Genomic DNA, 26,169 nt, shown 5'->3' on the forward strand with positions numbered 1-26,169 from the left:
CTGGTTCGCCGGTGATCGCGATATCGGGAGCCCCCGGATCGATCCCCGGCGTCGAAGTCCGCACGGTGCGAGCCCGCGGGCGAAGAGGGAACCCGGTGGGAATCCGGGACTGTCCCGCAGCGGTGAGCAGGAACGAACGCCGTCACACGCACTGGGCGACCGACAGCCCGGGAAGCGACGGCCGGTAGGGCGGCCGAATTCGGGCCGGTGCCTGTGAGTCCGAAGACCTGCCCGCTGTGCCGGATGCGCCGTATCCGGCGGTCGCCGCCTCGTGGACTGGGCGCAGCACCGACCTCCGGGCCGCCCGCGTGCGGGAGCCGGACCGTCTCAGGTGCGCGTGCCCGAGGGCGTCGGCTATCCCCTTGCTAGCCAACGGAGTACGCCAGTGGTTGCTTCTCATCCCCGCACCGCCTCGGTCAACACCCAACCGCTCGGTGAGCTCGATCCGGAGCTGGCCGCCGCCATGGCGGGCGAGCTGGCCCGCGAACGCGACACCCTCGGAGATGATCGCCTCGGAGAACTTCGTACCGCGCGCGGTATTGCAGGCCCAGGGCAGCGTGCTGACCAACAAATACGCCGAGGGCTATCCCGGCCGCCGCTACTACGGCGGCTGCGAACACGTCGATGTGGTGGAGACCTTGGCCCGCGATCGCGCCAAGGAGCTGTTCGGCGCGGAATTCGCCAATGTGCAACCGCATTCGGGTGCGCAGGCCAATGCCGCGGTGCTGATGGCGCTGATGAATCCGGGAGACCGGCTGCTCGGCCTGGATCTGGCGCACGGCGGGCATCTCACGCACGGTATGCGATTGAACTTCTCCGGCAAGCTGTATCGGGTGAGCGCCTACGGCGTGAGCAAGCGGGACCATCGCATCGATATGGACGAGGTCCGCAAGATCGCCCGCAATACCTCGCCGAAGGTGATCGTGGCGGGCTGGTCGGCCTATCCCCGGCATCAGGATTTCGCGGCCTTCCGTGAGATCGCCGATGAGGTCGGCGCATACCTGTGGGTCGATATGGCGCACTTCGCCGGGTTGGTCGCGGCCGGATTGCATCCCTCGCCGGTGCCGCACGCCGATATCGTCTCCTCCACCGTGCACAAGACCCTGGGTGGTCCGCGCTCCGGTCTGATCCTGGCCAAGCAGGAATTCGCCAAGAAGCTGAATTCGGCTGTCTTCCCGGGCCAGCAGGGTGGACCGCTCATGCACGCCATCGCGGCCAAGGCGGTGTCGTTCAAGATCGCGGCGGGTGCGGAATTCCGGGATCGGCAGCAGCGCACGCTGTCCGGTGCCAAGATCCTCGCCGAACGACTCACCGGCAGCGATGTCGCGGCCAAGGGCATCAGCGTGCTCACCGGCGGTACCGATGTGCACCTGGTGCTGGTGGATCTGCGGGATTCGCAGCTCGACGGTCAGCAGGGCGAGGATCTGCTGCACGAGATCGGAATCACGGTGAACCGCAATGCCGTTCCCTTCGATCCGCGCCCGCCCATGGTCACCTCGGGTCTGCGCATCGGCACCGCCGCATTGGCCACCCGCGGGTTCGGCGATGCCGAGTTCACCGAGGTCGCCGATATCATCGCCACCGCCCTGGCGGGTGGCTCCGATATCGAGGCGCTGCGCGACCGGGTCACGAAACTGGCGCGCGCGGTACCGCTCTACGACGGGCTGGAGGACTGGCGACTGCTCTGATCCGGCCCGTCGTGCGGCGGGACGGTGCGCTAGCGAGCGCTCAAATACGCTCGCCAGCCACCGTATTCGGTGATGTCGGCGGCGGTTGCGGTGGCGTCATGGGTCGCGGTGAAACCTATGACGCCGCGGCCGTCCTCCAGTTCGATCGCGGTGAGCGCCATCGGTGCGGGCAGGGCCGCCAGGAACCGGCCCAGCGCGGCCTCGGACAGCCGGTACAGCTCGCCCGGAATGGGCGCGCCCGCACCGGGTTCGGTGCGCACCAGTCCGGGTTTCGGTGGCGTGGTGGCCATGGCCGTGAGCCGGTACGCATCGGTGGTGCGAATGGCTCCTGCGAAGCGCGCCCCGAGTTCCTCGAGTTGCCAGTGCAGCGGCTGATCCCGCAGATGCGCCCCGAAGACGGCCAGGTCGACGCCGCGATCGACCAGAAGCGGTGCGGTATCGGCGTTTTGGAGCCGGGCCGCGATATCGACCGCGACCTGATCTGCGAAGGCGGGGACGACGATCATCACTCCGAACGGATATCCGGTGGCGGTCGCGGCCCCGGGAATCGCCACGGCCGCCAGGTCCACCAGATTGCAGAAGTTGGTGAATGTGCCGAGCCGCCGGTTGATTCCGATCGGATCGGCCTGCACCGCCGCGAGACTCGGATGCTCGGTGGTCGTCGGCAAGAGCAGGGCGTCGAACGGTTCGAGCAGTTCCGCCGCGAAGGCGCGAGCCCGGGCTAGGGTGTCCAGATCGGTGGCGAAGCCGGGCCCGGTGGTCGCGGCGGCGGCCGAAATGATCGCCGCCACGGTGGGATCGGCCCCGGCCGGGGCGGTATCGAGGAACGCGCCGACGGCCGCGTAGCGCTCGGCGACGATCGAGCCGTCGTAGAGCAGCAGTGCGGCCTCCAGCAGCGGTGCGATATCGACCGCCTCGATCTTGCATCCGGCTTCCAGTGCGGCGCATACCGACCTGTCGAAGGCGTCCCGATACTCCGGGCTGAGCGCATCGAGGTTGGCGGGCACGGGGACGGCCAGCCGCGGCACCTGGGGTGCCGCGAATCGCACATCGGCGGGCCAACTTCGGCTGCGGGGATCACGGCCTTCCGCGCCCGCCATGACGGCCGCCGCCCGGGTGGCGAGGTCGAGGGTGGCGGCGAAGATGGTGACGGCGTCGTAGTCCGCGCAGGCCGGGACCACCCCGTGCGCCGGGATGATTCCGAGCGTCGCCTTGATGCCGACGAGGTCGTGGAATGCGGCCGGGACCCGGCCGGAACCGGCTGTGTCCGTACCGATTCCGATATCGGCGATGCCGAGCGCGACCGCGACCGCCGATCCGGAACTGGATCCGCCCGAGATCAGCTCGGGGTGCAGTGCGTTGCGGACCGCGCCGTGAGGGCTGCGCGTCCCGACCAAGCCGGTGGCGAACTGATCGAGATTGGTCTTACCCAGCACGATCGCCCCGGCCGCGACCAAACGCGCTATGGCGGAGGCGGTTTCGGCGGGGGAGTAGGCGTATTCGGGGCAGCCCGCGGTGGTCGGCAGTCCCACGACGTCCACATTGTCCTTGACCGCGACGAGCAGTCCGGCCAGCGGCAGCTCCGCGCCGTCCGCGAGGCGCTGTTCGATCGCGGCCGCCTCGGCGTGCACATCGTCGAACTCGCGCAGGGTGATCCACACTTCGGGCCGATCGGCCGCGGCGATGCGCGCGTAGGCCGCCGCGACGCGTGCGGTCGGCGAGGGGAGGGCGGCCTCGGTCTGGGACGGGGTCATTCGGTCACTCCGATCACGGCTAGTGGGGTTCCGGGTTCCACGGTGGCACCGGGGGCGACGAGCACCCGCAGGACGGTGCCGGTGGCCGGACTGGGCACGGGCAGTTCGAGTTTCATCGCCTCGAGGACCGCCACGGGGTCACCGGCGCGCAAGCGCGCGCCGGGTTCGATATCGACGCGCCAGACATTGCCGACCATGGGCGCGGTGACCACGGTGGCATCGGGCGGCAGATCGGCGAGCGGATCGCCGCGGTTCTCGACCGGTGGCGGTGCGGCCACGGTGCGGTCGAATTCACCGGCGGCGTGCCAGGCGCGTTTCTCGGCCTCGAACGCCGCACTCTGCCGGGTCTCGAATTCGGCGATGTCGGCGGCATTGTCGCGCAGCATCTTCCGGTGTTCGGCGAGCGCGAAGACGCCATCGGTGACCTCGGCGTCGAAGCGTCCGGACCGGGCGGCCGCGCGATGGTCGAGGAGCTGTTCGGGGCTGACCGGCTCCCAGACGATGCGGTCGAAGAAGCGGAACAGCCACGGTGTGCCGTCCTCGAACGGCGCGTGCTGTCGATAGCTGGACCAGATCGGAATGGTGCGCCCGATCAGCTGATAGCCGCCGGGGGATTCCATGCCGTACACGCACAGGTATTTACCGCCGATGCCCACCGCGTCCGACGGCGTCCAGGTGCGCGCCGGATTGTATTTGGTGGTGACCAGCCGATGCCGCGGATCCAATGGAACCGCCAGGGGCGCACCGAGATACACATCGCCGAGCCCGAGCACCAGGTATTCGGCATCGAATACGGTGCGGCGGACCTCATCCACGCTGTCCAGGCCGTTGATGCGACGAATGAACTCGACATTGGACGGCAGCCAGGGCGCGGTATCGCGAATTCCGCTGCGGTAGCGGTCGATTGCCTCGGCGATGGACGGATCGTCGAAGGACAGCGGCAGCCGAATGGTGCGGCTCGGCACGACCAGATCGCCGGTCGCGGGCAGTTGCTCCTCGAGTTCGGCGAGCAGTCCGAGCAGCCGATACTGCGGCAGCGCAGCGGGATCGAAGTGGATGTGCAGCGACCGGACCCCGGGCGTGACATCGATGATGCCGGGCGGGGCGGCGGCCGCCAGGGCCTGTGCCAGCGCGTGCACCCGCATGCGCAGGCCGAGATCCAGCACCATCTCACCGTATTCGACCAGGATATTGTCATCGCCGCCGCGCAGATAGCGCACCGCCGGACGGTCGGCGTCGGCGTCCACGCCGCCGAGTATGCCGCGATCACGCAGTGCCGCACCGGAATCGGCGAGCACACCGGTGGCGCGCGCGGTGGTCGAGGCGCGCAATTCGGTGGCGGTGTCATCGGTGACGGGCAGGAACGCGATGGTGTCGCCGGGCCGCACCTGACCCAGCTTCCAACGGTGCGCGGACACCACGGTCAGCGGACAGGCGAAGCCGCCCAGGCTGGGACCGTCGGGGCCGAGCAGAATCGGGGTATCGCCCGAAACATTGAGCGCGCCAACGCTGTACGGATTGTCGTGCAGGTTCGACGGATGCAGTCCGGCGTCACCGCCATCGGTGCGCGACCATTGCGGGCGCGGTCCCTCGAGCCGGATACCCGTGCGATTGGCATGGCTGCCGACCCGCCAGGAACGCTCGTAGAACTGCGTCATATCGGCGTCGGTGAAATAGGCGGGCGCGGTTTGCGGCCCCTCACCCACGGCTAGCTGCCAGTCGTGGGTGAACAGCGGCCGCTGCTCGACCGGCACCGGTCCCGGCGTAGTCGCCGTATCCGATTGCACGGCAGCGATTCCCAGCACATCGCCATCGGCGACGGCCTTACCGGTGACCCCGCCGAAACCGCCGAGCGTGAACGTCGAGGCACTGCCGTGGTACAGCGGCGCGTCGATCCCGCCCCGAATGGCCAGGTAAGTGCGCAGCCCCGCATCCGAGGGCGCGCCGATATCGAGCACCGATCCGGCTGCGATGGCGACCGGTTCCCACATGGGCGCGGGTTCGCCGTCCACGGTCACCAGGGTCGGCGCTCCGGTGACACAGATCAGCGCCGTACCGGAGAACCGCAGTCGCGGTCCCTGCAAGGTGCATTCGAGGCCCGGTGCGCCGGTGGGATTGCCGACGGCGGTATTGGCCAGGGTGAACGACAGATCATCCATCGGCCCGGACGGCGGAATTCCCACCTCCCACAGTCCGATTCGGCCGGGATGGTCCTGCACCGTGGTCATGGTGCCCGCCCGCAGCACATCCACCCGGCGGCTGGACCAGGACAGGTCGGCCAGGGTGCCGGTGCTGTGATCGGCGGCGCGTACCACCGGCGCGACCGCGGCGGCCCGCAGCTGCGGCAGATTCGTTTGCACACCGTAGACGCCGGTGTCCGCGAGCGCCGCGCTCAGCTTCCCGAACGCCTCCTCGCGATTCGCGCCGTGCGTGATGACCTTGGCCAGCAGCGGATCGTAGAACGCGCTGACCTCGGTGCCGGTCCCGATCCAGGTGTCGACCCTGGCGTCGGCGGGAAATCTTGTCGCGGTGACCAATCCGGCGCTCGGGCGGTAGTCGTGTCCAGGATCCTCGGCGTAGACGCGCGCCTCCACCGCCCAGCCCGCGAGCGCGGGTCCTGCGTCCGGTACACCGTCGAGCACGGTGTCCTCACCACCGGCCAAGCGCAGCATCCAGTCCACCAGATCGACGCCGGTGATCGCCTCGGTGACCGGATGTTCCACCTGGAGACGGGTATTCATCTCCAGGAACGAGGCTTCGTGGCGTTCGGTGTCGTACACGAATTCGACGGTGCCCGCCGAGCGATAGTGCACCGAGCTCGCCAGGGCGCGGGAGGTCGCGAGCAATTGTTCGGTGAGCTCTTCGGGCAATCCCGGGGCTGGCGCTTCCTCGATCACCTTCTGATTGCGGCGCTGAAGCGAGCAGTCGCGGGTGCCCAGACTGACCACCCGGCCCTTACCGTCGCCGAAGACCTGCACCTCGATATGCCTGGCGCGCCTGATGAATCGCTCCAGGAATACCCCGGCGGAGGAGAAGTTCGCCACCGCGAGCCGCTGTACCCGCGCGAAGGCCGCCCGGACCTCGTCGGCGTCGAAACACGCCTGCATACCGATGCCGCCACCACCGCCGACGGCCTTCACCATCACCGGATAGCCGACCCGATTCGCCTCGGAGACAGCGTGATCGACCGATTCCAGAATGCCGCTGCCCGGTACCAGCGGTACGCCCACCGCGCGGGCCGCCTCGCGGGCGGTGTGCTTATCACCGAACACTCGCAACTGTTCCGGCGTCGGGCCCACGAAGACCAGTCCGGCCGCCGCCACATCGGTGGCGAATTCCGCGTTCTCGGAAAGGAATCCGTAGCCCGGGTGAATCGCCCCCGCACCGGAGGCCAGTGCCGCCTCGATGACAGCGTCGGCGCGCAGGTAGGACTGTGCGGCCGGACCCGGTCCGAGCCGTACGGCCGCATCGGCCATGCGGACGTGTGCGGCACCGAGGTCCGCGTCGGAGTACACCGCGACCGTCTTGAGCCCCAGCTCGCGGGCGCTGCGCAGGACGCGACAGGCGATCTCACCGCGATTGGCGATCAGTACGGTGTCGAAACTCGAACTCACCGATTACTCCTGTTCAATGGCCATGGACATGGCGACGATGGCGCGGGTGACCCGCTCGACCACGACGTCGAGGGATTCACCGATATGCCGGTGCAGTAGGTCGTAGGCGAGCGGAAGATCGTCGGCGAGAACGGCGTCCAGAATCGCGAGATGTTCGGCGATGGTCACCTCGACCCGGTTGTTGACCATGAAGTCGTACATGCGGACGTGCCGGATGCGGGCATTGACCGCGATCAGGGCGCGCACCAGTTCACCGTTGCCGGACGCGGTCAGCAATGCGATATGGAAGCCCTCGTCCACGACCACGAATCCCGGCTCCTGCGCGGGCGGATCGGCCCGCAGGGCCAGCCAGTGCTCCCGTTCGAGCCGCAGCAGCTCATGATCGTGCCGGATATCGGCATTGTCGATGGCGCGCTGAATTCCGCTCAGCTCCAGCGCGATTCGCAGCTCATAGAGATCGCGCACCTTCGGAATGCTGGGCCGCACCGGGCTGAACCCGATCTCCTCCCGATGTAGCAGTCCGTCCGAGCACAGCATGGCCAGCGCCTCGCGCGCCGGTGTCCGCGAAATCCCGAACCGGGCCGAGACTTTCGGTTCGGTCAACCGCTGACTGAACTTGATCTGACCGTTCATGAGTTCGTCGCGCAGCGTGGCGTACACGGTGTCGCGCAGGTGTCCACTGGCCCCGTTGGCGCGCGTCCGCAATGGTGTCGACATGCCTGTATACGCTATGTAGCAGGCGTTTCCGCGTGGCTACGGTGCGTAACGACTGGGTTAGCAAGCCCTCACGGGTGTTGTTCGGCGGCATTCGGCGAGAATCGAGAGATTCGAGGGTTAGCGTGGAGTGGTATGGCTAGTAGAGATATTTCGGTGACGGTGGGGGAGGACGACTGGCGTGCGCTGGTCGCCGCCGCTGAGGCGGCGGGAATGGGGGTGGAGGCGTATGTCTCCTGGTGTGTGCGGATTCTCGCGTTGCAGGCGCAGCCCGGGGGCGGCAAGCGCGCGGAGCGGCTGGGGCATGTGAAGGCGCGGCGACGCAAGGCCGCCGCCGATGAGGGCACCGAGGCCGCGGCCTGGGCGGAGACGTTCACCGAGCGGTTGTCCCACCGGGCGGATCGAAGGCCGCGGCTCTGATTCCCGCTATGTGACCAGCTTTTCGCTCTTCAGCCAGTCGTAGGCGACATCGGACGGGTCCTCGCCGTCGATGTCGACCCGGCCGTTGAGGTCCTGCATCAGCTGGTCGGTGAGGCGTTCGGAGATGGTGCCGAGCAGCGTGCGCAGCTCCGGATACTTGTCGATGATCGCGCCGCGCACCACGGCGGTACCGCTGTAGGGCAGGAAGAACTTCTTATCGTCTTCCAGGACAGTGAGATTCAGGTTCTTCACGCGGCCGTCGGTGGTGTAGACCATGCCGAAGTTGCAGGGTGCGCTCTTGGCCGTGGCCGGGTAGACCACGCCCGCGTCCATGCGGGTGACGTTGCCGGACGGGACCCCGTTCGGATCGTTGTAGGGGATACCGTATTTCGCGAGCATGGGGATGAAACCATCCGAGCGGCTGAAGAATTCGTCATCGACACAGAAGGTGCGATCGGTGACCGGCAGTGCCGCCACATCGGAGAGGGACTTCACCTTCAGGCGTTGCGCGGTCGGACCGGAGGCGGCGAATGCGTAGGTGTCGTTGAAGTTCGACGGCGGCAGCCATTCCAGATCATTGTCCCGGCGCTCGATATCGTGCACGCGCTGCCACAGCTCATGCGGGTCGACGATCGTCTCGGTCTCATTGTGGTAGTTGACCCAGCCGGTGCCGGTGTACTCCCAGAGGATATCGGCGTCGCCGTTGAGCTGGGCCTGCCGCGAGGAGGCGGAACCGGGCGCACCGGTCAGATCGGTGACATCGGCTCCGGCCGCGGCCAGATAGGTCGCGGTGATCTTGCCGAGCAGTACGCCCTCGGTGAAGCTCTTGGAGGTCACCACCAGTTTCGCGCCATCCAGTGGCTGCCCGCCGTCCACCAGTTTCGCGGCGTGGAAGGTCCCCGACGAACTCACCAGATCACATCCGGCGAGCAGTGAAACCACCAGCAGCGCAATCGATCCGGCCCGTATCGCCCTCATGAGATGCCTCGCGGAGTCGCGGCCAGTTCGACCAGTCTGCCGAGCCAATCGATGATCAGCGCCATCAGGCCGACCAGGATCGCACCGGAGATGAGCAGTTTGGGCAGGAACAGCGTGACACCGGTGGTGATCAGCGTGCCCAGACTGGTCGCGCCGATGAAGGTGCTCAGCGTCGCGGTGCCGACCAGGATCACCAGCGCGGTGCGCACCCCATTGAGGATCACCGGCACCGCGAGCGGCAATTCGACCTGCACCAGGGTGCGCGCGGCCGTGAAGCCGATACCGCGGGACGCCTCGATGGTGCGCTGATCCACCTGTCGCAGACCGATAATGGTGTTCTGCAGGATCGGCAGGATGGCGTAGACCACGAGACCGATGACGGCCGTGCGGAATCCGGTGCCGAGCCAGAACGTGAACAGCACCAGCAGCCCGACCGCCGGAGCCGCCTGGCCGATATTGGCGATATTGACCACGATCGGCTCGAAACGCTTCAAAGCCGGTCGGGTGAGCGCGATTCCGAGCGGTATCGCCACCACGACCACGATGAGCGTGGCCACCACGGTCAGCTTGATATGCGCCAGAATCGTGGTCTGCAGATTGGCCCAGCCCAGCGACGCCTTCTCGGTGGCGGTGAAGGTGGTGGACCGGTACCAGAGCAGGTATCCGATCCCGATGGCCAGAATGATGATCGGTTCGAACCAGACGTCGATCGGCGTGCGGCGCAATCGATTCATGACTGCCCATCCGAGTCCGCGGTCGCGGTCACCGCGATGGAATCCGGTTCGTCATCGGCGGCGATCACCGGTGTCGGCGCGTATTCGGTTCCGTCGACATGGGTTTCGTAGGACAGATCCTCTTCCTCGGGATGCCCCTCCGCGAGTTTGGTGCGAATCAATTCCGTCACGGCCCCGATATTGAGCGAGCCGACCACCGCGCCCCGTCCGTCGGTGACCAGCGTGGCTCCCTGACTGGTCGCGAGCATGGCGTCCAAGGCGTCGTTCAGCGTGGAGGAGCGCGCGACCACGGGCAACCGCCGATCCAGGAAGTCCGACACTTCGGGTTTGCTGGCGACTTCCGCGAGGGTGGGCCATGCGCGTGGTCGCCCGGAACGATCGACCACCACGATCCAATCGTGCCCGGCGGCCTTCGCGCGCGCGATCACTTCCCCCGACGGTTCACCGATGCGTGCGGTAATCACCTTGTCGTACTCCACATCTCGCACCCGCGAGACGGTGAGGTACGCCAGCTTCGCCCCCGATCCGACGAATTCCTCCACGAACGGCGTGGCCGGATCGGTGAGAATCTCCTCCGGGGTGGCGTACTGCTCGATATGCCCGCCCTCGGACAGGATCAGCACCTTGTCCCCGAGTTTGGTGGCCTCCTCGAAATCGTGCGTCACGATCACGATGGTCTTGCCGAGCTCGTGCTGAATGGCGATCAGACTGTCCTGCAACCGAACCCGGGTGATCGGATCGACCGCGCCGAACGGTTCGTCCATGAGCAGCACCGGCGGATCGGCGGCCAGCGCCCGTGCGACGCCGACGCGCTGCTGCTGTCCGCCGGACATATCCTTGGGCAGCCGGTCCGCGAAAGTGGCCGGATCGAGCCCGACCAGATCGAGCAGATATTCGGTGCGCTCGGCGATCCGCTTCTTGTCCCAGCCCAGCACGCGCGGAATCGCTCCCACGTTCTTGGCCACCGACCAGTGCGGGAACAGGCCACCGGACTGGATGACATAGCCGATGGACTGCCGCAGCTTATCCGGATCCTCCTTGGTGACATCGCGCCCGTCGATGAGAATCCGCCCGTCGGTCGGTTCGATCAACCGGTTGATCATCTTCAGCGTGGTGGTCTTACCGCAGCCCGACGGTCCCACGAACGCGACGATATGCCCGGCCTCGATCTCCAGGTCGAGCCGCTCGACCGCCGGCTTCTCCTGTCCCCGATAGCGTTTCACCACACCGTCCAGCACGATGGACGCACCGGTCACATTGCGTTCGGCCGGAACGGGCGGCCGGGTCACTGCCTCGGTCATGAGAGTCCCTTTGCGATGGTGAGCCGTCCGAGCAGGACGAGGAGCGCGTCGAACACCAACGCGATCACGACGATGAGAATGGTTCCGGTCAGCGCCATTTCGAGTGCGTTGGCGCCGCCGAGCCGGGACAGGCCGTTGAAGATGAGCGAGCCGAGACCCGGGCCGAGCACATACGCGACGATGGCGGCCACGCCGACCACCATCTGCGTGGAGATCCGGATGCCGGTGAGGATGACCGGCCAGGCGATCGGCAATTCGACCGTGAACAGAATCCGCCTGCGCGAGAGCCCGATACCGCGCGCGGATTCGATCACCGATTCCGGCACCGACCGCAAGCCCACGATGGCGTTGCCGATCACCGGCAGGGTCGCGAAGAACGCCAGCATGATGAACGACGGCACCACCCCGAGTCCGAACGGCACCAGCAGCAGCGCCAGCAGCGCGAGCGACGGAATCGTCAGCGCCACCCGGCTCGAGGTCAGCGTCAGCGCCGAGAGCAGCGGCAGCCGATACACCGCGATCGCGATCACGACGGCGATGATCGTCCCGACCAGCACCGTCTGAAAGGCAAGGGACGCATGCTGATAGGTGAGGAAGGCCAGCGTCTCGCCACGTCCTCGGATATAGCTCCACAAATGCACGGGATTCCCCTCGTCGGCCGGGGGCCGGGTCGGTTACCTGTCTGCGTATTCACCGGACGCGTGAGCCGTTAGACGGTAGTCGATCGTGCCCACCGGCTGCGGGCGGCGCGCGGTAGGCGAATCGCCGTTATGTCGTTGTGCCTTTCAGGCCGCGCGCGGTGTCGCGGCCGTCGAGTAGTACCCGGCGTCACCGGAGATCACGGTGCTGGACCGGCCGTCCACGCCGACCGGGACCGCACCCGCGAGGGTGATGCGGGTCAGCTTGCGGTGCTCGCTGCCGTCGTAGTCGTCGATCGCGTAGTGCTGGGTGGCGCGGTTGTCCCAGATGGCCACATCACCCAGCGACCAGTTCCAACGGGTCGTGTTCTCCAGCCGGGTTATCCGGTTCTGGAAGAGTTGAAACAGGGCCTTCGACTCATTTCCGGTCAGCCCGACGAGTTCCTTCACGAAGCAGCCGAGCAGTAGCGCGCGCTCACCGGTCTCGGGATGCACCTCGACCACGGGGTGTTCGGTCTCGAAGTACTCGGACTCGAATTCCCGTCGATAGGCCGCGGAGTTCTCCTCGGTCGAACGACCCTCACCGGCGTAGTCGTACAGATTGGTGTGCCGGGCGCGCAGGCTTTCGGCCAGCACTTTGAGCGGTTGCGGCAGCGCCTCGTACGCGGCGACGGTGGAGGCCCAGGTGGTCGAACCGCCGTAGCTGGGCAGGGTGACCGCCCGCAGAATCGAGGCCTGCGGCACCCGATCGACGAAGGTGACATCGGTGTGCCAGACATTCGAGCGGCCGTGCCGCGAATCGATGGCCAGACTCTTGGCTCCCGCCGAGGTCAGCGTCGGATGCGGGGTGGTCGGGCTGCCGAGCAATTCCGCGAATTCGTACTGCCCGTCCTCGGTGAGCTGATCCTGACCCTGGAAGAAGATCACCTTGTGCTCGTGCAGCGCGGCCCGAATCGCCGCGACGGTCCGCGCGTCCAGGTCCCCGCCGAGCCGCACCCCCTCGATGCGCGCGCCGATATTCGTGCCGAGCTTGACCACCCGCGGCGCGGATCCGGGCTCGACTGAGTTGTGCACGGACATGGCGGGGCCTTTCGCTCGAACCGATCGATCAGCGCAGGAAACCACGTCGTGACCACCGCGAACACCCTTTGGGTCAGCCAGATCGAATCTCGCACGCGGGCTGGCTCTTCAAAGTTGGACACGGGTGTGCAACACTGGCGCTGCCGACTATCGTCTGGGTCACTCCGGCGGTGCGGTGTGACCTGCGTTATAGAAGCGATGATGCTTGGAGGATCGAGTGGGTAAGCCCGGGTTGAGACGGCTGGCCGTGGCGGCGATGTCGACGATGGTGGTGGCGAGTGGGGCGCAGGCCGCGACGGCCGATCCCGGATATCCGCCGATGCCGCTGGATCAGAATCAGCTACCGCAATTGCCCACCGAACCGCAGTTCTACGACATGCTGCCGGTACCGGTCCCGTCCGAGGATCCCTGGTACGACGATCCGGCCGATATCGCCTCGTACGCACCCGGGCAGATCGTGCGCTCGCGGGAGGTGCAGACCCGCTTCCTGGGCATACCGTTCCCGGTCTACACCAGGCAATTGTTGTTCCGCTCCAACGATGTTCACGACAATCCGATCGTGACCGCGACGACCGTCATCGTGCCCGGGGTGCCGTGGCAGGGGAGTGCGCGGCCGGTGGTCTCGTTCCAGGAGGCCATCGACTCGACCAACTCCTCCTGCAATCCCTCGTACACCCTGCAGGTCGGCACCATGAAGGAGTCCGCGCTCGCGATCGGCTGGCTGGCACAGGGTTTCGCGATCAATGTGCCGGACTTCGACGGCAAGTTCAGCACGTTCAACACCTACGCCGAGGGCAAGATGGTGCTGGACAGCCTGCGCGCCATGAAGAATGACGACGCACTCGGGCTCGCGGACTCCGATATCGCGCTGTACGGCTACTCCGGCGGCGGCTCGGGTTCCATTCGCGCGGCGGAACTTCGGGCAAGCTATGCCCCGGATGTGCGACTGCTCGGCACCGCGATCGGCGGTACGCCCGGCAACCTGGTCGATGTCGCGAGGTACGCCACCAAGCAGCAGACCGGTATCGCGGGCATCGGCAATTTCACCATGTGGCTCGGCCTGACCAGCTTCGCGCGCGAGTACCCCGATGCGTTCCGCCCTGAGGAACTGCTCACCCCGGAGGGTCAGCAACTGGCCGCGGACTTCCAGAGTCGTTGTCTGCCAACCATTCTGCTGGAAGGCATGTACCGGCCGATCAGCGCCTACTACCAGCCGGGCAAGTCGCTGGAGAACTCACCGGAGATCGTGCAGATCCTGCAGGACAACAGTCTCGGCAAGCACATCCCCGATACCCCGATCCTGTGGTGGCACGGTATGTGGGACGAGGTCATTCCGCCCTCGACCGTCATCCCGACCGTGAACTCCTATTGGGAGCGCGGCGCGGATCTGCGCTTCTACACCGTCCCGATTCCCGAGCACGGCGCGAACGCCGTCACCGGCTGGGCCCCCGCCGTCGCGTGGATCACCGCCGTACTGCGTGGCCTGCCGCCGGGGCCCAAGTTCAAGGCGGACTTCCAGCCGCTGCCGCAGGGTTTTCCGGGTAGCTGATCCCGGATTCGGTTGCCGGGGTTCAGATTCGAGCCAGTTCGTCCAGTGTCCGCTCCAGTAGTCCGAGCGGGAGCGCCCCGAGATTCGAGACGTGCCGGTCGATGCCGAAATCATCGCATTGATCGAGGATCTCGGGGGTGGGCAGGCCGAATTGATAGAAGGTGATGTGGACCCGGTCCCGGCCGAGTTCGGCTGCCCGATAACGCAATCGGGCAATGTGGTCGGCATGGTCCCGGGGTCGCAGGCCGTCGCCGATGCGCATCCAGCCGGGTCCGCGCCCGAGCGCCATGCGGCCACCGCATACCCGGTCCAGGGTGTCGATCTGTTCGGCGAGCTGAACGGGATCGCGCCGCACCCGCCGGGTCATGACCGTCCCGACGATCAATCGCTCGGTTGCCGCGGCGGCCCTGGCCAGCGCCGCGAACGGCTCATCCGGGGTATGGGAATCCAAATCATCGGGCACGAACAAGGATTCGAAGCCGCGCTGTTCCAATATGCGCGCGGCTTCGACCGGGGTCGCCGCGTGTGCCGTCATCGACAGCGCGATGCCCAGCTTCACCTGCCCACCTCCATTCCGGGGCTTCGCGGTCCGCCTCCGCATCCGGCGGTCCCGCTGCACCATTGTGACACCAATCAGTGTCACATATTGGCGAGGGGGTCGTGCGTTGCCCCACACGGGGTTCGGTCCCGCGAGCCGTATGGCTCGCGGGGGCGGTCACTGCGGGTCGGTCTGTCGCGAGGATTGGATGCGGTGCACCGTCAGTGCCGCCGCGATGAGGCGTGATCCGTGCGGATCGGCCGGATCGATACCGGTGACCTCGGCGATGCGGCGCAGCCGATAGCTGTAGGTGTTCGGGTGGATGTGCACGGACGCGGCCGCCTTCTGCCGATCCGCGCCGAATCTGACATGTGCCTCCATCGCCTCGACCAGATGCGGTTGATCCAGCAGCGGCAGAATGCGTTCGGCCAGTTGATCGCGGGCGTCTCCGGGCCGGGTCAGCTGATATTCGAGCAGTAGATCCTCGAGCCGGTAGCTACCCGCCGGGCGGTGCAGATGCCGGGCGAGTTCGGCGACCTCGGCGGTCTGCCGGGCCTTGCGGGGCATCGAATCACGTTGCACCCCGGTACATTCGGCGACAATCGCGCTGACGCCGAGCTGTTCGGTCAGGGTGCGCGCGAGCAGGCGACGCTGTTCGGGTGTGACGGTGTCACCGGGCAGCAGCGCGAAACCGCTCTGGCCGTCGAAGGTTTCGAGGGCCGGGCCGCCGGTCAGTTCGTCCAGCGCGCGCCGGACGATGCGTATGCGCCGACGGGTGGTCAGCATATCGGTGGCCGGAATCGCACCCTCGGGAGTGGCGAGGTGCAGGGCCAGCAGGTCGTAGTGATCGGCGGTGATACCGGCCCGGGCTGCCAGGTCCTCGGACGGTGCGCCCTGTACCAGGGCCGAGCACAGGGCTCTGCGCAGTTCCCGTTCCCGATCGTGCCCGGCCTGTTCCAGGTGCACGTGCTTCTCGGTGATCGCGGACATGACCTGGCCCGAAAGTCGCAGCAGCAGATGCGAGAAGGCGATCACATCGGCGTGATCCTCCGGTCGTGCGGCCGCGCTCGCGTGCCGCCAGAGGTGGTCGGTGGCGCGCAGGAAACCCGCCAGCAGCGGCCGTCCGGCGGACCGCTCGTCGAGATGGTGCTCGACCAGCGGTGTCAGCAGTTCGGCCGGATCCGCGGTGCCGTAGTCCGGGATTCGATCTATGTATTCGAGTATCGCCGCGGTCAGCAGCCGAATGGATTCCCGGGTGTGTGCGTCGACACCGTGGGCGGTGTGCGATATTCGCGCGAGGCGGGCCAGAATCGGTGCGTCCGGTGCTATTCGATGGTCGATGTCCGATCGCGCGAAGTCGTCCGCGAGCGGTGAGTTGTGTGCCAATTCGCTGATCTCCCCGTATTCCGAATCCGTATGTTCCGTGCGTTCGCCGCGCACCGCACCCTGAAGGCTTCATCGGCTTCGGTTTGCTGAGATTCCAGCCTACTATGAAACTTGGACGCGTGCGTCCAACAAAACTGGGGGCTGTTAGGGGGAGCCTAGTCCAGTCTCAGTGATGTTGCGTCACAGCCGAATCGGGGTCACGACGGTGCTTTGTCACGAGAGACGAACGCGCGCCGCGCAATTTCGTCGATTCATGCAATGACTCGCAGGTAGCCCTCTGGCAGAGTTGGTGTTCGGTCCAGATGGCCGCCGGCTCGCAGCGTGGTGAGTATTCCGTAATCGAGCAGGGGCGGGGCGGACGACTCGAACGATTCGAGCGTCGCGGGACATCACATTGTCGTGGAACGGACCGTTGGGATTTGTGCGCCGCCGGGCGATGGGAATTTTCCGCTGCGGCGAAACAGAGTGAGGACGTGTGTTGATCAGTGAATCTGCGATCGGAATTCCCCGTATACCGGACCGCGGGCATGAGAGTGAGATCGCGCGCCGGCACCGGCTCTCCTGGATTCGGGAGCTGACCGGCAGCGAACTGTCTTCGCTGGATCGCTTCCAGCTCAACCCGACTCGGCTGGTCGGGAATGTGGAGAACCTGATCGGCAGCGTCGAGATCCCGGTCGGGTTGGCGGGTCCGCTGCTGTTCGAGGGCGAATACGCGCACGGCTGGATCGCCGCGCCGTTCGCCACCACCGAGGGCGCGCTGGTGGCCTCGGCCACGCGTGGCGCTCGCGCGGTATCGGAATCGGGTGGTGTGCACACCCGGGTGCTCGGCCAGCGCATGGTGCGCTCACCGCGCTTCGACCTGGACGATGTCGTTGCCGCACAACGCTTCGGCCGCTGGGTGCAGGAGCATCACGCGGAATTGGCGGAGCAGATCGCCACGGTGTCCCAGCACGCGCGACTGGTCGGCCTGCGGCCGTTGCAGGTCGGGCGCAGCGTCGACATGCTCTTCGAATACGAGACCGGGGACGCCTCGGGCCAGAATATGACCACCGCGTGCACCTGGCACGCCTGCCAGTGGATCGACGCGCAACTGCGCGACGATCCCGAGATCACCATCCGGTCCTACTGCATCGAGGGCAATGCCGGGGGCGATAAGAAGATCGCCCAGCGCTCGCTGGCCAATGGCCGCGGTATGCGCGTCACCGCGGAATGCCGGGTGAGCGGCGATGTCCTGCGGCGCGTGTTCAAGGTCGATCAGGCCGATATGGTCCGCGCCTTCAATATCGGCGTCCAGGGTTCGGCCCTGAGCGGTGCGTTATCGCCGAATATCAACGTGGCCAACGCGATCGCGGCGATCTTCGCTGCCACCGGACAGGACATCGCCTGTGTCCACGAATCCGGTTCCGGTCTGCTCGGCATCGAGGCGGACGGGGATGGCATCTACGCGTCGCTGCTGCTGCCCGCGCTCGCCATCGGCACCGTGGGCGGCGGCACCCAGCTGCCGCAGCAGTCCGATTATCTCGAGATGATGGGCTGCGGCGGCACCGGCACGGCCCGCAGACTCGCCGAGGTCATTGCCGGATACGCACTGGCACTGGATCTTTCGACGCTCTCGGCGGTCATCGGCGGGCAGTTCGCGACCGCGCACGAGCGGCTCGGCCGCAATCGGCCGGTCAACTGGTTCACCGAACCCGATCTGACCCCCGAATTCTTCGATACGGTGCTGACCACCCGGGAACGCCCGGTGGAAACCGTGAAGGTCATCGGAAACTCAACCGCCGCAAGCGTTATCAGTGAGCTCACCCAGCGGGTGAGCATGCAGAAGCTGGTCGGCGTACTGCCGGTGGACGTGCACTTCCTCGATGATCCGGATCCGCTCGAGGTGATGGTCAAGGCCAAACCCCTCGACGGTGAAGTGGTGCTGGCCGCGCATCGACTGGTCTCGCTGGCGGGCGGGCCGCTCTCGGAAGCCTGGGCACGGGCCGGTGACGCGGGCGGATTCCTCGGCACCCATATGCGCGAGCTGGAGCTGTACCGGAATCCGGGACCGCTGGCGCGCATCATGCCGCACTGCTACGGCATCTACGAAGCCCCAGAACGCGAAGCTTTCCTGCTCATCCTGGAACGCCTGGGCGACAACGTGATTCTGAAGGATTCCGCGGACACCCCCGAACGGTGGACCGAGGCGCACATCCACACCGCGCTGCGCGGTATCGCCGATATCCACGGCCACTGGTACGGCCGCGTCGACGAACTGCTGGAGCTGCCCTGGCTCGGCCCGCCCACCGACGCACCCCGGCTCGCGGGCATGGCCGAACTGTGGCGGGGACTGTTCAGCCATCACCGCGCGGAATATCCGGAGCTCATGCGGGGGCCGTGGCTGGATCGGACGCTGGAGCGCATCGACACCATCGGGGACTGGTGGCAGCAGCTCGAGGCGATGCCGCGCACGTTGGTGCACAACGACTTCAACTCCCGCAATATCGCGCTGCGGCGCTCGCCCAGCGGCGGCGCGGACGCACTGGTCGCCTACGACTGGGAATTGGCGAGTATCCATCTGCCACAGCGTGATCTGGTCGAACTGCTCGCTTATGTGCTCACCCCGGACGTGGACGTCGAGACAGTCGACGCCCACCTCGAATTCCATCGCCGCGCCGTGGCGGAGGCGGCGGGCGTGGACATCGATCCGGTGGTGTGGCGGCACGGCTACCGACTCGCCTTGGCGGACTTCACCATTCGCCGTCTCTCGCTGTATCTGCTGGTGCACACGGTGCACGGACTGCGCTATATCGAGCGGGTGACCGCGACGGTGCGGCGGCTGGACGACATCGAAGCGGAGATGGCCTCTCGATCGACCGGACAGGAATTCCACGCGTGAGCACTCTGACCGCGACCAGGCAGTCCCCGTTCGCCCTGCGGCTGCTGGCGTACTCCAATGAACGATTCCCGGCCTGGCAGGTGCTCGGGCAGTTCCCGATGTTCCTGGTGGCCTTCCTGTTCGGCCAGGTCATCACCGGTAAGACCGCCGGGTTCACGGTGGACCTGTTCGTGGGTTTCGCGGCGTTCGTGGCCTACACACTGATGGTGCGGACCATCGACGATCACAAGGACGCGGCGCATGACAACGCCCACTATCCCGAGCGGGTATTGCAGCGCGGGCTGGTGACCTTCACACATCTCAAGATCATCGGCGTCATCAGTCTGCTGGTGGTGCTGGGCGGCACGTTCTACGTCGACCGCGGCTTCGGGCCGGTATCGGTCTGGCTGCTCGGCATTTTCGTCTCCAACAACCTGGTGCAGTTCGTCCAGGTGAAGTGGGCGTGGATCGGGGAGTGGCTGGAGGCGCGGCGGGTGCTGCTCGCGCTGTCGGTCATCCCGTTCTGGGGTGTGGGCGCGGTCTGGGCCGCGCAGATGGGCGCGGGCGCGGAATGGGTGCCCGCGAAGGTGTGGTGGCTGGTGGCGCTGTGGTCGGTGGCGGCGCTGCTGCTCGAGATCGCGCGCAAATCGCGCACCCCGGAGGACACCCGCGAGACGGTGGTCGACTACACCAAATCGGCGTCGTCCTGGACGCGTTCGCTCGGGCTGACCGGGACCGTGGTGGTACTGGCGGGCCTGGCGCTGGGTGTGACGGCATTGGAATTCGCCACCTTGGCCGCGATCGACCGGGGCGCAGGCTGGGCGTACGCCGCCCTGGGTGCGACCGCGCTGCTGCCGGTGGCCGCCGCACTGCTGTTCTGGCGCAAGCCGACTCGGGTCGGAGCCAAGAACGTGTCCGAGGCGTCGGCCAGTGTGTGGCTGATCGGGCAGATCGTCTTCGCCGTCGCGATTCTCACCACCGGATAGGAGGCGTAAATGAAGTTCGCCATCATCGGGGCGGCGATCAAGGTTCCGGGGGCGACCGATATCGATCTGTTCCGCGCCGAACTCGACCGGGGGGCAACCCATTTCGAGTCGGTGTCACGGGAGCGGGCCCTGGCGTCCGGGCTGAATGCCGAGGACATCGGGCACGCCAACTATGTCGGGGTGGCATCACCGCTGCCCGGGGCCGAGGACTTCGATCGCGAATTCTTCCGCATGAGCGCCGCCGAGGCGCGCTGGACCGATCCGCAGCAGCGGCTACTGCTCACGCTGACGCATCAGGCGCTGGAGTCCGGTGGCATTGCCACCGGTGACGCCCGAATCGGCTCGTACGTAACGGTTTCCGAATCCTCCTACCTCCGGGGCCGGGTGGATCGGGTCAGTACCGCACGCGTGGACTACCAATCGCTGATCGGCAATGATCGCGATTTCGCGGCCGCGCGACTGGCGTACCGGTTCGGTTTCACCGGTCCCGCGCTCACCATTCAGAGCGCCTGTTCGAGCTCATTGGTCGCACTCCATCAGGCTTGTGCGGGACTGGCTTTCGGTGATGCGGACATCGCGGTGGTGGGCGCGGCATCGCTGAGTTTCCCGCAGCCGCACGGCTATATCTACGAAACCGGCGGCATCATGTCGCCGACGGGATCGTCCCGGCCCTTCGACGCCGAGTCCGACGGCACCGTCCGCGGCAGCGGCGGGGGAGTGGTCGTGCTGCGCCGCCTGGAAGACGCGCTGGCACAGGGTGATCCGATCCTCGCGGTGGTCGCGGGCAGCGCGATCAACAATGACGGCGCACAGCGCATGGCCTTCAGCGCACCCGCGGTCTCCGGACAGGTGGACGTGCTGACCGCCGCCCTGCGCCGCGCCGCCGTCTCACCCGACGACATCGGCTACCTCGAAGCGCACGGCACCGGCACCCAACTCGGCGACCCCATCGAATTCCGTGCCCTCAGCAGGGCATACGCCGATACCGGCGGCCGCACCGCGCCCTGCCACCTCGGGTCCGCCAAGGCCAACCTGGGTCACCTCGATGCGGCAGCGGGCATGATCGGCCTGCTCAAAACCATCCTGACGCTGGACTCGGGTCGCATCTTCCCGCAACCCGGCTACCGCGCGCCCAATCCGGCCATCCCGCTGGACGATTCGATTTTCACGATCGCCACCGAACCGGTGCCGAGCCCGGATCTGCGTTACGCGGCGGTCAGCTCCTTCGGCATGGGTGGCACCAACGCCCACGTCATCCTGGAACGCGCACCCCACCCCGGCGTATCGCGTGCGGGCGGCGATCGTGGAGTCCGAATCACGCTGCACGCGCGCTCGGAAGCGGCCCTTCGCGGCTACCGCACGCGCCTGGCCGCGTACTTGCGCGATCACGCCGACCTGGACCTGGCAGATATCGCCGCGACCCTCGACGCGCGTAGCCGCCACCCGGAGGCCACCTGGACAGCACACATCGACTCGGTCACCGAACTCGTCGATCGGCTCCACGAGGACGCGGCCACCCGGGAGCCGAGTGGTCCGGCCGACCGTGACCCCTACGGGATCTCGAACAGCGGCAGCGCCCCGGCGACGCGACAGACACGGGTGGTCGCCGGAGAGCCAGGTGCACACAGCCAGGCGCACCGAATCTGGTTGCCGCCCGCGCCTTTGGCGGAGACCTTCCATGGGCTGCCGCTTCGGCTCGATGACCCGGCACGAGTGTCGTCAAATTCGAAGAACGACGCGGAAGCGTCGGCTGGGGCGGCTGCCGCTGGCGTGCCTGGCGGATTAGCCGACACCACCACATCGAGCCGCGCTGATGCCGCGCCCGAATCGGAACGGGTCGTGACCGTATCCGGCCGGGCGGCGAGCGTTGCCGTGTCCGGCGGGGTGGAAGCCGATGTGCGGGAGTTGTTCTTGCGGCTCGCGGCGGAGGAGCTCGGCGCTGGAATCGATGAGCGGACCGATTTCTTCGCCGCGGGCGGGGAGTCGATCGCGCTGGTGGCGATTGTCGGCAAGGTGACCGATCGGATTCCGTTCGCGGTGGATTTCGGGGCGCTGGACGGTATCACCACGGTAGGTGAGCTTGGGCGGGCGCTGGCCGGGCAGGCCACCGCCGCCGGGACCCGGGATGGGTTGCTGGCCTTCGGGTCCGGGGAACCGATGATTCATCTCTTCCCGCCCGCCGGGGGCACCAACTACTGTTATGCGGCGCTGTCCCGGGTGGTTCCGGAGATCGGGCTGGCGGCGTTCCGCGCGCCGCATCCGGCCGGGGGATCCATCGAGGAGATCGCGGCGGCCTGCGTGGACGATCTGCGCCGAGCCGGGGCGATCGATGATCGGCTGGTACTGGGCGGATATTCGTTCGGGGGGAATGTCGCGTTCGAGATCGCGCGGCAGCTACAGGAGGGCGCGGGGGTCAGCGCTCGGCACGTGATCATGTTCGATTCGTTCGCGCCCGATGCGTTCGGTGGGCTGCGGGTGGATTCCGATCAGCTCGCGACGGAGGTCGAGGGGCGGTTGCGGACGGCTACCGCGGCGCTGCCCGGGTACCGCTCGGCGGCTGACACCGATCGCAGTGGGGCGGTCGTGCTCGATTCCTTCCGGGAGATCTGGCTGGCCAATACCCGTGCGCTGGACCGGTATCGGCCCGCGGGCCGGATCGCCTCCCCGATCACCGTCTTGCGGGCGCGCCAGCCGCTGAGCGCGCCGCGCGCGCGAGCGCTGGGCATCGACCTCGGCGCGACCATGTCCTGGCAGCGGCATACGCGCGGCGCGGTCCGAATCATCGACGTGCCGGGCGATCACTACACCCTGTTCACCGATCCGGCCCATGTGGCGGTCGCCGCAAAGGTTTTCGCGCAAACCCTGCGTTCGGTGCATTCCGTCGACCGCGAGGAGGCGACAGCTTCGTGAGATATGCGACCCCCAGTCAGCGCCGTTTCGTGCTGGCGGCCAAGGTGCGTCCCGGTGATCCGGCATCGAATTGGTCCCTGCTGTCCAGACTGCCCGCCGGAGCCGATCCGGTGCGCTTCGCCGCCGCGGTCGAGGCGGTGCTGCACGGCAATGACAGTTTCAACGAGATCTTCGAACTCGACGCGAGCGGCGAGATCATCGTGACGGCGACGAGCATTCGGCAATCCTGTTCGGTGCGTGCGTATTCCGATATCGAGGCGGTGCGCGATCGCGTACAGGCGCTCGCGGACTCGGCATTCGAGCTGTCGGATGCCCCGCTGTACCACGCCGAGGTGGCGGTGGTCGGCGAGGAATCCTATTTCCTGTTCGCCGGTGCGCACGTGCTCTGCGACGGATTCGGTTTCTACAATCTGATCGGCGATTTCGCGGCCCGGTACGCGGACCCCGGCTATATCAGCCCGAGTACCAGTTCCCCGGTGGACACCGTGGAACCGTATGGAGCCGATCCCGCTGCCGCGCAGCGCTATTACGCCGGTGAATTCGCCGGTATCGACAACCTCGGCATCGACGGCTGGGATCGCCGGGACGCCCGGGGGCGGGTCGCGGGGGAGATCCTGCGCCATACCCTTCCGGGCGCGGACTATCGCGCCGCCGGAACGCTCGCGAAAAAGCTTGGTGTGCGCCGGTATTCGGTTCTGTTGAGCACCTACGCGCTGACCGTCGGATGCCTGTCCGGGCTGGACTCGGTTGTGGTGTCGGTACCGATGTCCAATCGCCGTGCGAGTGCGGCCGCGCAGGCCACACGCGGTGTGCGGGTCCACGCGTTGCCCGTCCGGTTCGACCTGAGCGGCGAGGCGACCTTCGCGGACCTGTGCCGCGCCGCGGACCGGCAGCTCGCGCACCTCATCGAGTTCGAACAGTTCGCCTTCGCGGACTTCTCCCGCCGGCTGATCGCCTCGGATTCCGTTGACGCCGTGCAGCCTTCGGTCAGCTTCACCGTCTATCCGCGCCCGCTGGCGGTGGTGATCGACGATGAGGTCGGCGTGCCTGTGCATGTCGACCGGCGGTTCATCCAGTACCCGCTGTCGATGAATATCGAGGTCGGCACCGATTCGGCGACCCTGATCATCGAACGCGCCGATCATCTGCCGCACTGCGATATCGGCGAGTTGTACACCCAGGTGCTGCGGCACGGCGTGACTGCGGCCGATGTTCGATTGACCGAATTGCGCTGGGTGACAGCGGAGTCCGCCGCCGAGGTGCTGCCGGAGACCCGATTCCCCGAGCAGACCCTGGTCGAGGCGTACCGGGCCGCGGCCGCGAGCACTCCCGATGCTGTTGCCGTGATCGATGATTCGACCCGGCTCACCTACCGCGAGCTGGATCGCCTGTCGGACGATATCGCGAGCTGGATCGTGAACACCCTGCCCGAGCATCGAATCGGCGTCCGCCTGGGAGCCTCCGCGCGCCAGGTCGCAACCCTGCTCGGCGTCTTCAAGGCGAACAAGATCTATGTACCCATCGATCCGGCCTCGGGTCCGGGACGCTACGCGCAGGTCGTCACGGGCTGCGGCGGCCTGATCGTACTCGTGGACGTCCCGGACCCGGTGGAGGGCGCACGCGAGGTGCGGCTGCCGCTGGAATTCACCGCGGCGACCCCGCTCCCCGATCCCGTCGGAACCACCGACCTCGCCTACCTGCTGTTCACCTCGGGCACCACCGGAACCCCGAAAGGCGTTCAGGTCGAACATGCTTCGCTGACGCGTTTCTTCGACGGCCTGCGCCGTGCCATTCCGACCGGCCCGGGCCGGCGCTGGCTGCTGTTCCATTCGGTGGCCTTCGACGTGTCCTTCGCCGAGACCTTCGGCGCACTGCTGAGCGGCGGCACCGTCTGCGTACCGGCCGATGCCGTGAGACGCGATCCGCACCGGCTGGCCGAGTACATCGCCGACCATGAGATCGCGGTGCTCTCCCAGACTCCCTCGGCATTCACCATGGTGTCCGGCCGCCTGAGCGCCGCCCGCGCGCTCGAATACGTGATCCTGTGCGCGGAGCGCCTCGAATACTCCTCGGTGGCGGCCTTCGTCGCCGCACGCCCCGATGTGCGGGTCGTGAACAGCTACGGCATCACCGAAACCACCGTCTACCACACCGCTTTCGCGGTGCCCGCCGATCCGGCGGACTTCCCGGCCGAATCGGTGATCGGCAGACCGTTCGCCGATGTGGGCATGGCGGTGGTGGACGATCTGCTGCGCGTGGTGCCACGCGGCGTCCCCGGCCAACTGGTGGTGAACGGTCCGGGATTGATGCGGGGCTATCTGGGCCGTGATGATCTGACCGCCGCGCGCATCATGGAGGTCGACGGTGTGCCGTCCTATCTGTCCGGCGATCGCGGATATCTCGATGACGCGGGGCAATTCGTGATCACCGGCCGCATCGACCGGCAGGTCAAGATTCGCGGGCATCGGTGTGAGCTCGGCGAGATCGAGCACGCGGTCGCCGCTACGGGACGGGTGGAGGCGGTGTACGCCACGGTCTTCGGCGCGGGCCTGACCGCCGAACTCGTCTGTTTCATCGTGCTCGCGCCGGGCACGGGAACGATCGACGAGCTGCGCCGCGATGTGCGCGCCGCACTCCCGCGCTATCTCGAACCGGATCGCTATCTGACGCGGACCGCGATGCCCATGACCGCGAATTCGAAGGTGGACGCGGCCGCGCTGACCCGCCTGTACGAAGCGGAAACAGCTGCCGCGCAGGAGATCACCTTCGACGGCACGGCCGGGCGCGCCGATATCCGCGAGGTGGTCGACGCCATCTGGGCCGATGTGCTCGACGGAGCCGAATTCGACGGCTCCACCCGCTTCTTCGACGCGGGCGGCACCTCGGCGATGGTGATCCAGGTCGGCGAACGCCTGCGCGCCCGGCTGGGCGTGACCGATATCCACGTGGTTGACCTGTTCGAATACTGCACGCCGGAGTCGCTCACCGGCTTCCTGGTCGAGAAGGTGTGATCGGCAATGAC

At 67.0% G+C, this 26,169-nt stretch carries 16 protein-coding genes, 1 pseudogene and 1 riboswitch; of the genes and pseudogenes, 7 read left to right on the top strand and 10 right to left on the bottom strand.

The window, feature by feature from the left end:
• Positions 1-52 precede the first annotated feature (52 nt).
• Positions 53-250: riboswitch (cobalamin riboswitch) on the top strand.
• Positions 251-463: 213 nt separating this feature from the next.
• A pseudogene (gene glyA, locus ACFC0O_RS37525) lies at positions 464-1,688 on the top strand (serine hydroxymethyltransferase).
• 29 nt (positions 1,689-1,717) lie between these two features.
• Here glyA and atzF read toward each other — a convergent pair.
• Genes atzF through ACFC0O_RS37540 form a run of 3 tightly spaced genes read right to left on the bottom strand, consistent with a single transcriptional unit; the run spans position 1,718 to position 7,773 of the window.
• Positions 1,718-3,442: an allophanate hydrolase gene (gene atzF / locus ACFC0O_RS37530; RefSeq protein WP_375966741.1), complete on the bottom strand. Its 1,725-nt coding sequence runs from the start codon at positions 3,440-3,442 to the stop codon at positions 1,718-1,720.
• Positions 3,439-7,056: an urea carboxylase gene (uca, locus tag ACFC0O_RS37535; protein WP_375966742.1), complete on the bottom strand. Its 3,618-nt coding sequence runs from the start codon at positions 7,054-7,056 to the stop codon at positions 3,439-3,441. Before uca ends, atzF begins: the two co-directional genes overlap by 4 nt.
• 3 nt (positions 7,057-7,059) lie before the next feature.
• A complete protein-coding gene (locus tag ACFC0O_RS37540) occupies positions 7,060-7,773 on the bottom strand; it encodes a GntR family transcriptional regulator (RefSeq protein WP_375966743.1) in 714 nt (237 codons plus the stop codon).
• A gap of 132 nt (positions 7,774-7,905) precedes the next feature.
• Between ACFC0O_RS37540 and ACFC0O_RS37545 the strand changes: the two genes are divergently transcribed.
• Positions 7,906-8,190, top strand: coding sequence for a hypothetical protein (locus tag ACFC0O_RS37545; RefSeq protein WP_364633140.1), 285 nt, complete (start codon positions 7,906-7,908; stop codon positions 8,188-8,190).
• 6 nt (positions 8,191-8,196) lie between these two features.
• On the opposite strand, the gene ACFC0O_RS37550 is transcribed toward ACFC0O_RS37545, so the two are convergent.
• From ACFC0O_RS37550 to ACFC0O_RS37570, 5 genes are all read right to left on the bottom strand, one after another.
• Positions 8,197-9,168 (bottom strand): glycine betaine ABC transporter substrate-binding protein, encoded by a 972-nt coding sequence (locus ACFC0O_RS37550; RefSeq protein WP_375966744.1) that lies wholly within the window; start codon positions 9,166-9,168, stop codon positions 8,197-8,199.
• Entirely contained in the window at positions 9,165-9,902 is a 738-nt protein-coding gene (locus ACFC0O_RS37555; RefSeq protein WP_375966746.1) for an ABC transporter permease, read from the bottom strand. Before ACFC0O_RS37555 ends, ACFC0O_RS37550 begins: the two co-directional genes overlap by 4 nt.
• Entirely contained in the window at positions 9,899-11,203 is a 1,305-nt protein-coding gene (locus ACFC0O_RS37560; RefSeq protein ID WP_375966748.1) for an ATP-binding cassette domain-containing protein, read from the bottom strand. Before ACFC0O_RS37560 ends, ACFC0O_RS37555 begins: the two co-directional genes overlap by 4 nt.
• The gene (locus tag ACFC0O_RS37565; RefSeq protein WP_364633148.1) at positions 11,200-11,844 is read right to left on the bottom strand and encodes an ABC transporter permease; all 645 of its coding nucleotides are present in this window, start codon (positions 11,842-11,844) and stop codon (positions 11,200-11,202) included. The genes ACFC0O_RS37560 and ACFC0O_RS37565 overlap by 4 nt, the downstream gene beginning before the upstream one ends.
• Before the next feature lie 144 nt (positions 11,845-11,988).
• Positions 11,989-12,921, bottom strand: a complete 933-nt coding sequence (locus ACFC0O_RS37570; protein WP_375966749.1) for a TauD/TfdA dioxygenase family protein — start codon at positions 12,919-12,921, stop codon at positions 11,989-11,991.
• Between the two features lie 265 nt (positions 12,922-13,186).
• Between ACFC0O_RS37570 and ACFC0O_RS37575 the strand changes: the two genes are divergently transcribed.
• Entirely contained in the window at positions 13,187-14,470 is a 1,284-nt protein-coding gene (locus ACFC0O_RS37575; RefSeq protein WP_375967139.1) for a lipase family protein, read from the top strand.
• A gap of 22 nt (positions 14,471-14,492) precedes the next feature.
• Here the strand turns inward: ACFC0O_RS37575 and ACFC0O_RS37580 are convergent, their stop codons facing one another.
• Positions 14,493-15,029, bottom strand: a complete 537-nt coding sequence (locus ACFC0O_RS37580) for an LLM class flavin-dependent oxidoreductase (protein WP_375966751.1) — start codon at positions 15,027-15,029, stop codon at positions 14,493-14,495.
• A 156-nt stretch (positions 15,030-15,185) separates the two neighbouring features.
• Positions 15,186-16,448 (bottom strand): PucR family transcriptional regulator, encoded by a 1,263-nt coding sequence (locus ACFC0O_RS37585; RefSeq protein ID WP_375966752.1) that lies wholly within the window; start codon positions 16,446-16,448, stop codon positions 15,186-15,188.
• 424 nt (positions 16,449-16,872) lie between these two features.
• Here ACFC0O_RS37585 and ACFC0O_RS37590 point away from each other — a divergent pair, with 424 nt between their 5' ends.
• The 4 genes from ACFC0O_RS37590 to ACFC0O_RS37605 are packed head-to-tail and all read left to right on the top strand — an operon-like array spanning position 16,873 to position 26,158.
• Positions 16,873-19,272 (top strand): hypothetical protein, encoded by a 2,400-nt coding sequence (locus ACFC0O_RS37590; protein ID WP_375966753.1) that lies wholly within the window; start codon positions 16,873-16,875, stop codon positions 19,270-19,272.
• Positions 19,269-20,237 carry a hypothetical protein gene (locus ACFC0O_RS37595; RefSeq protein ID WP_375966755.1) on the top strand — a complete coding sequence of 323 codons (969 nt, stop codon included), beginning with the start codon at positions 19,269-19,271 and terminating at the stop codon, positions 20,235-20,237. Before ACFC0O_RS37590 ends, ACFC0O_RS37595 begins: the two co-directional genes overlap by 4 nt.
• Positions 20,238-20,246: 9 nt before the next feature.
• The gene (locus ACFC0O_RS37600; RefSeq protein WP_375966757.1) at positions 20,247-23,147 is read left to right on the top strand and encodes a beta-ketoacyl synthase N-terminal-like domain-containing protein; all 2,901 of its coding nucleotides are present in this window, start codon (positions 20,247-20,249) and stop codon (positions 23,145-23,147) included.
• Positions 23,144-26,158, top strand: a complete 3,015-nt coding sequence (locus tag ACFC0O_RS37605) for an amino acid adenylation domain-containing protein (RefSeq protein ID WP_375966758.1) — start codon at positions 23,144-23,146, stop codon at positions 26,156-26,158. Before ACFC0O_RS37600 ends, ACFC0O_RS37605 begins: the two co-directional genes overlap by 4 nt.
• The last annotated feature ends 11 nt before the right edge of the window (positions 26,159-26,169 follow it).

The organism is Nocardia sp. NPDC056100 (assembly GCF_042266325.1).
In the GTDB taxonomy this organism is placed as follows: Bacteria; Actinomycetota; Actinomycetes; order Mycobacteriales; family Mycobacteriaceae; genus Nocardia.

What these genes read in the sequence shown, in the direction of transcription:
- atzF (WP_375966741.1), bottom strand. Translation starts at nt 3,442, where the DNA reads ATGACCCCGTCCCAGACCGAGGCCGCCCTCCCCTCGCCGACCGCACGC.
- ACFC0O_RS37540 (WP_375966743.1), bottom strand. Translation starts at nt 7,773, where the DNA reads ATGTCGACACCATTGCGGACGCGCGCCAACGGGGCCAGTGGACACCTG.
- ACFC0O_RS37545 (WP_364633140.1), top strand. Translation starts at nt 7,906, where the DNA reads ATGGCTAGTAGAGATATTTCGGTGACGGTGGGGGAGGACGACTGGCGT.
- ACFC0O_RS37550 (WP_375966744.1), bottom strand. Translation starts at nt 9,168, where the DNA reads ATGAGGGCGATACGGGCCGGATCGATTGCGCTGCTGGTGGTTTCACTG.
- ACFC0O_RS37555 (WP_375966746.1), bottom strand. Translation starts at nt 9,902, where the DNA reads ATGAATCGATTGCGCCGCACGCCGATCGACGTCTGGTTCGAACCGATC.
- ACFC0O_RS37560 (WP_375966748.1), bottom strand. Translation starts at nt 11,203, where the DNA reads ATGACCGAGGCAGTGACCCGGCCGCCCGTTCCGGCCGAACGCAATGTG.
- ACFC0O_RS37570 (WP_375966749.1), bottom strand. Translation starts at nt 12,921, where the DNA reads ATGTCCGTGCACAACTCAGTCGAGCCCGGATCCGCGCCGCGGGTGGTC.
- ACFC0O_RS37575 (WP_375967139.1), top strand. Translation starts at nt 13,187, where the DNA reads ATGGTGGTGGCGAGTGGGGCGCAGGCCGCGACGGCCGATCCCGGATAT.
- ACFC0O_RS37600 (WP_375966757.1), top strand. Translation starts at nt 20,247, where the DNA reads ATGAAGTTCGCCATCATCGGGGCGGCGATCAAGGTTCCGGGGGCGACC.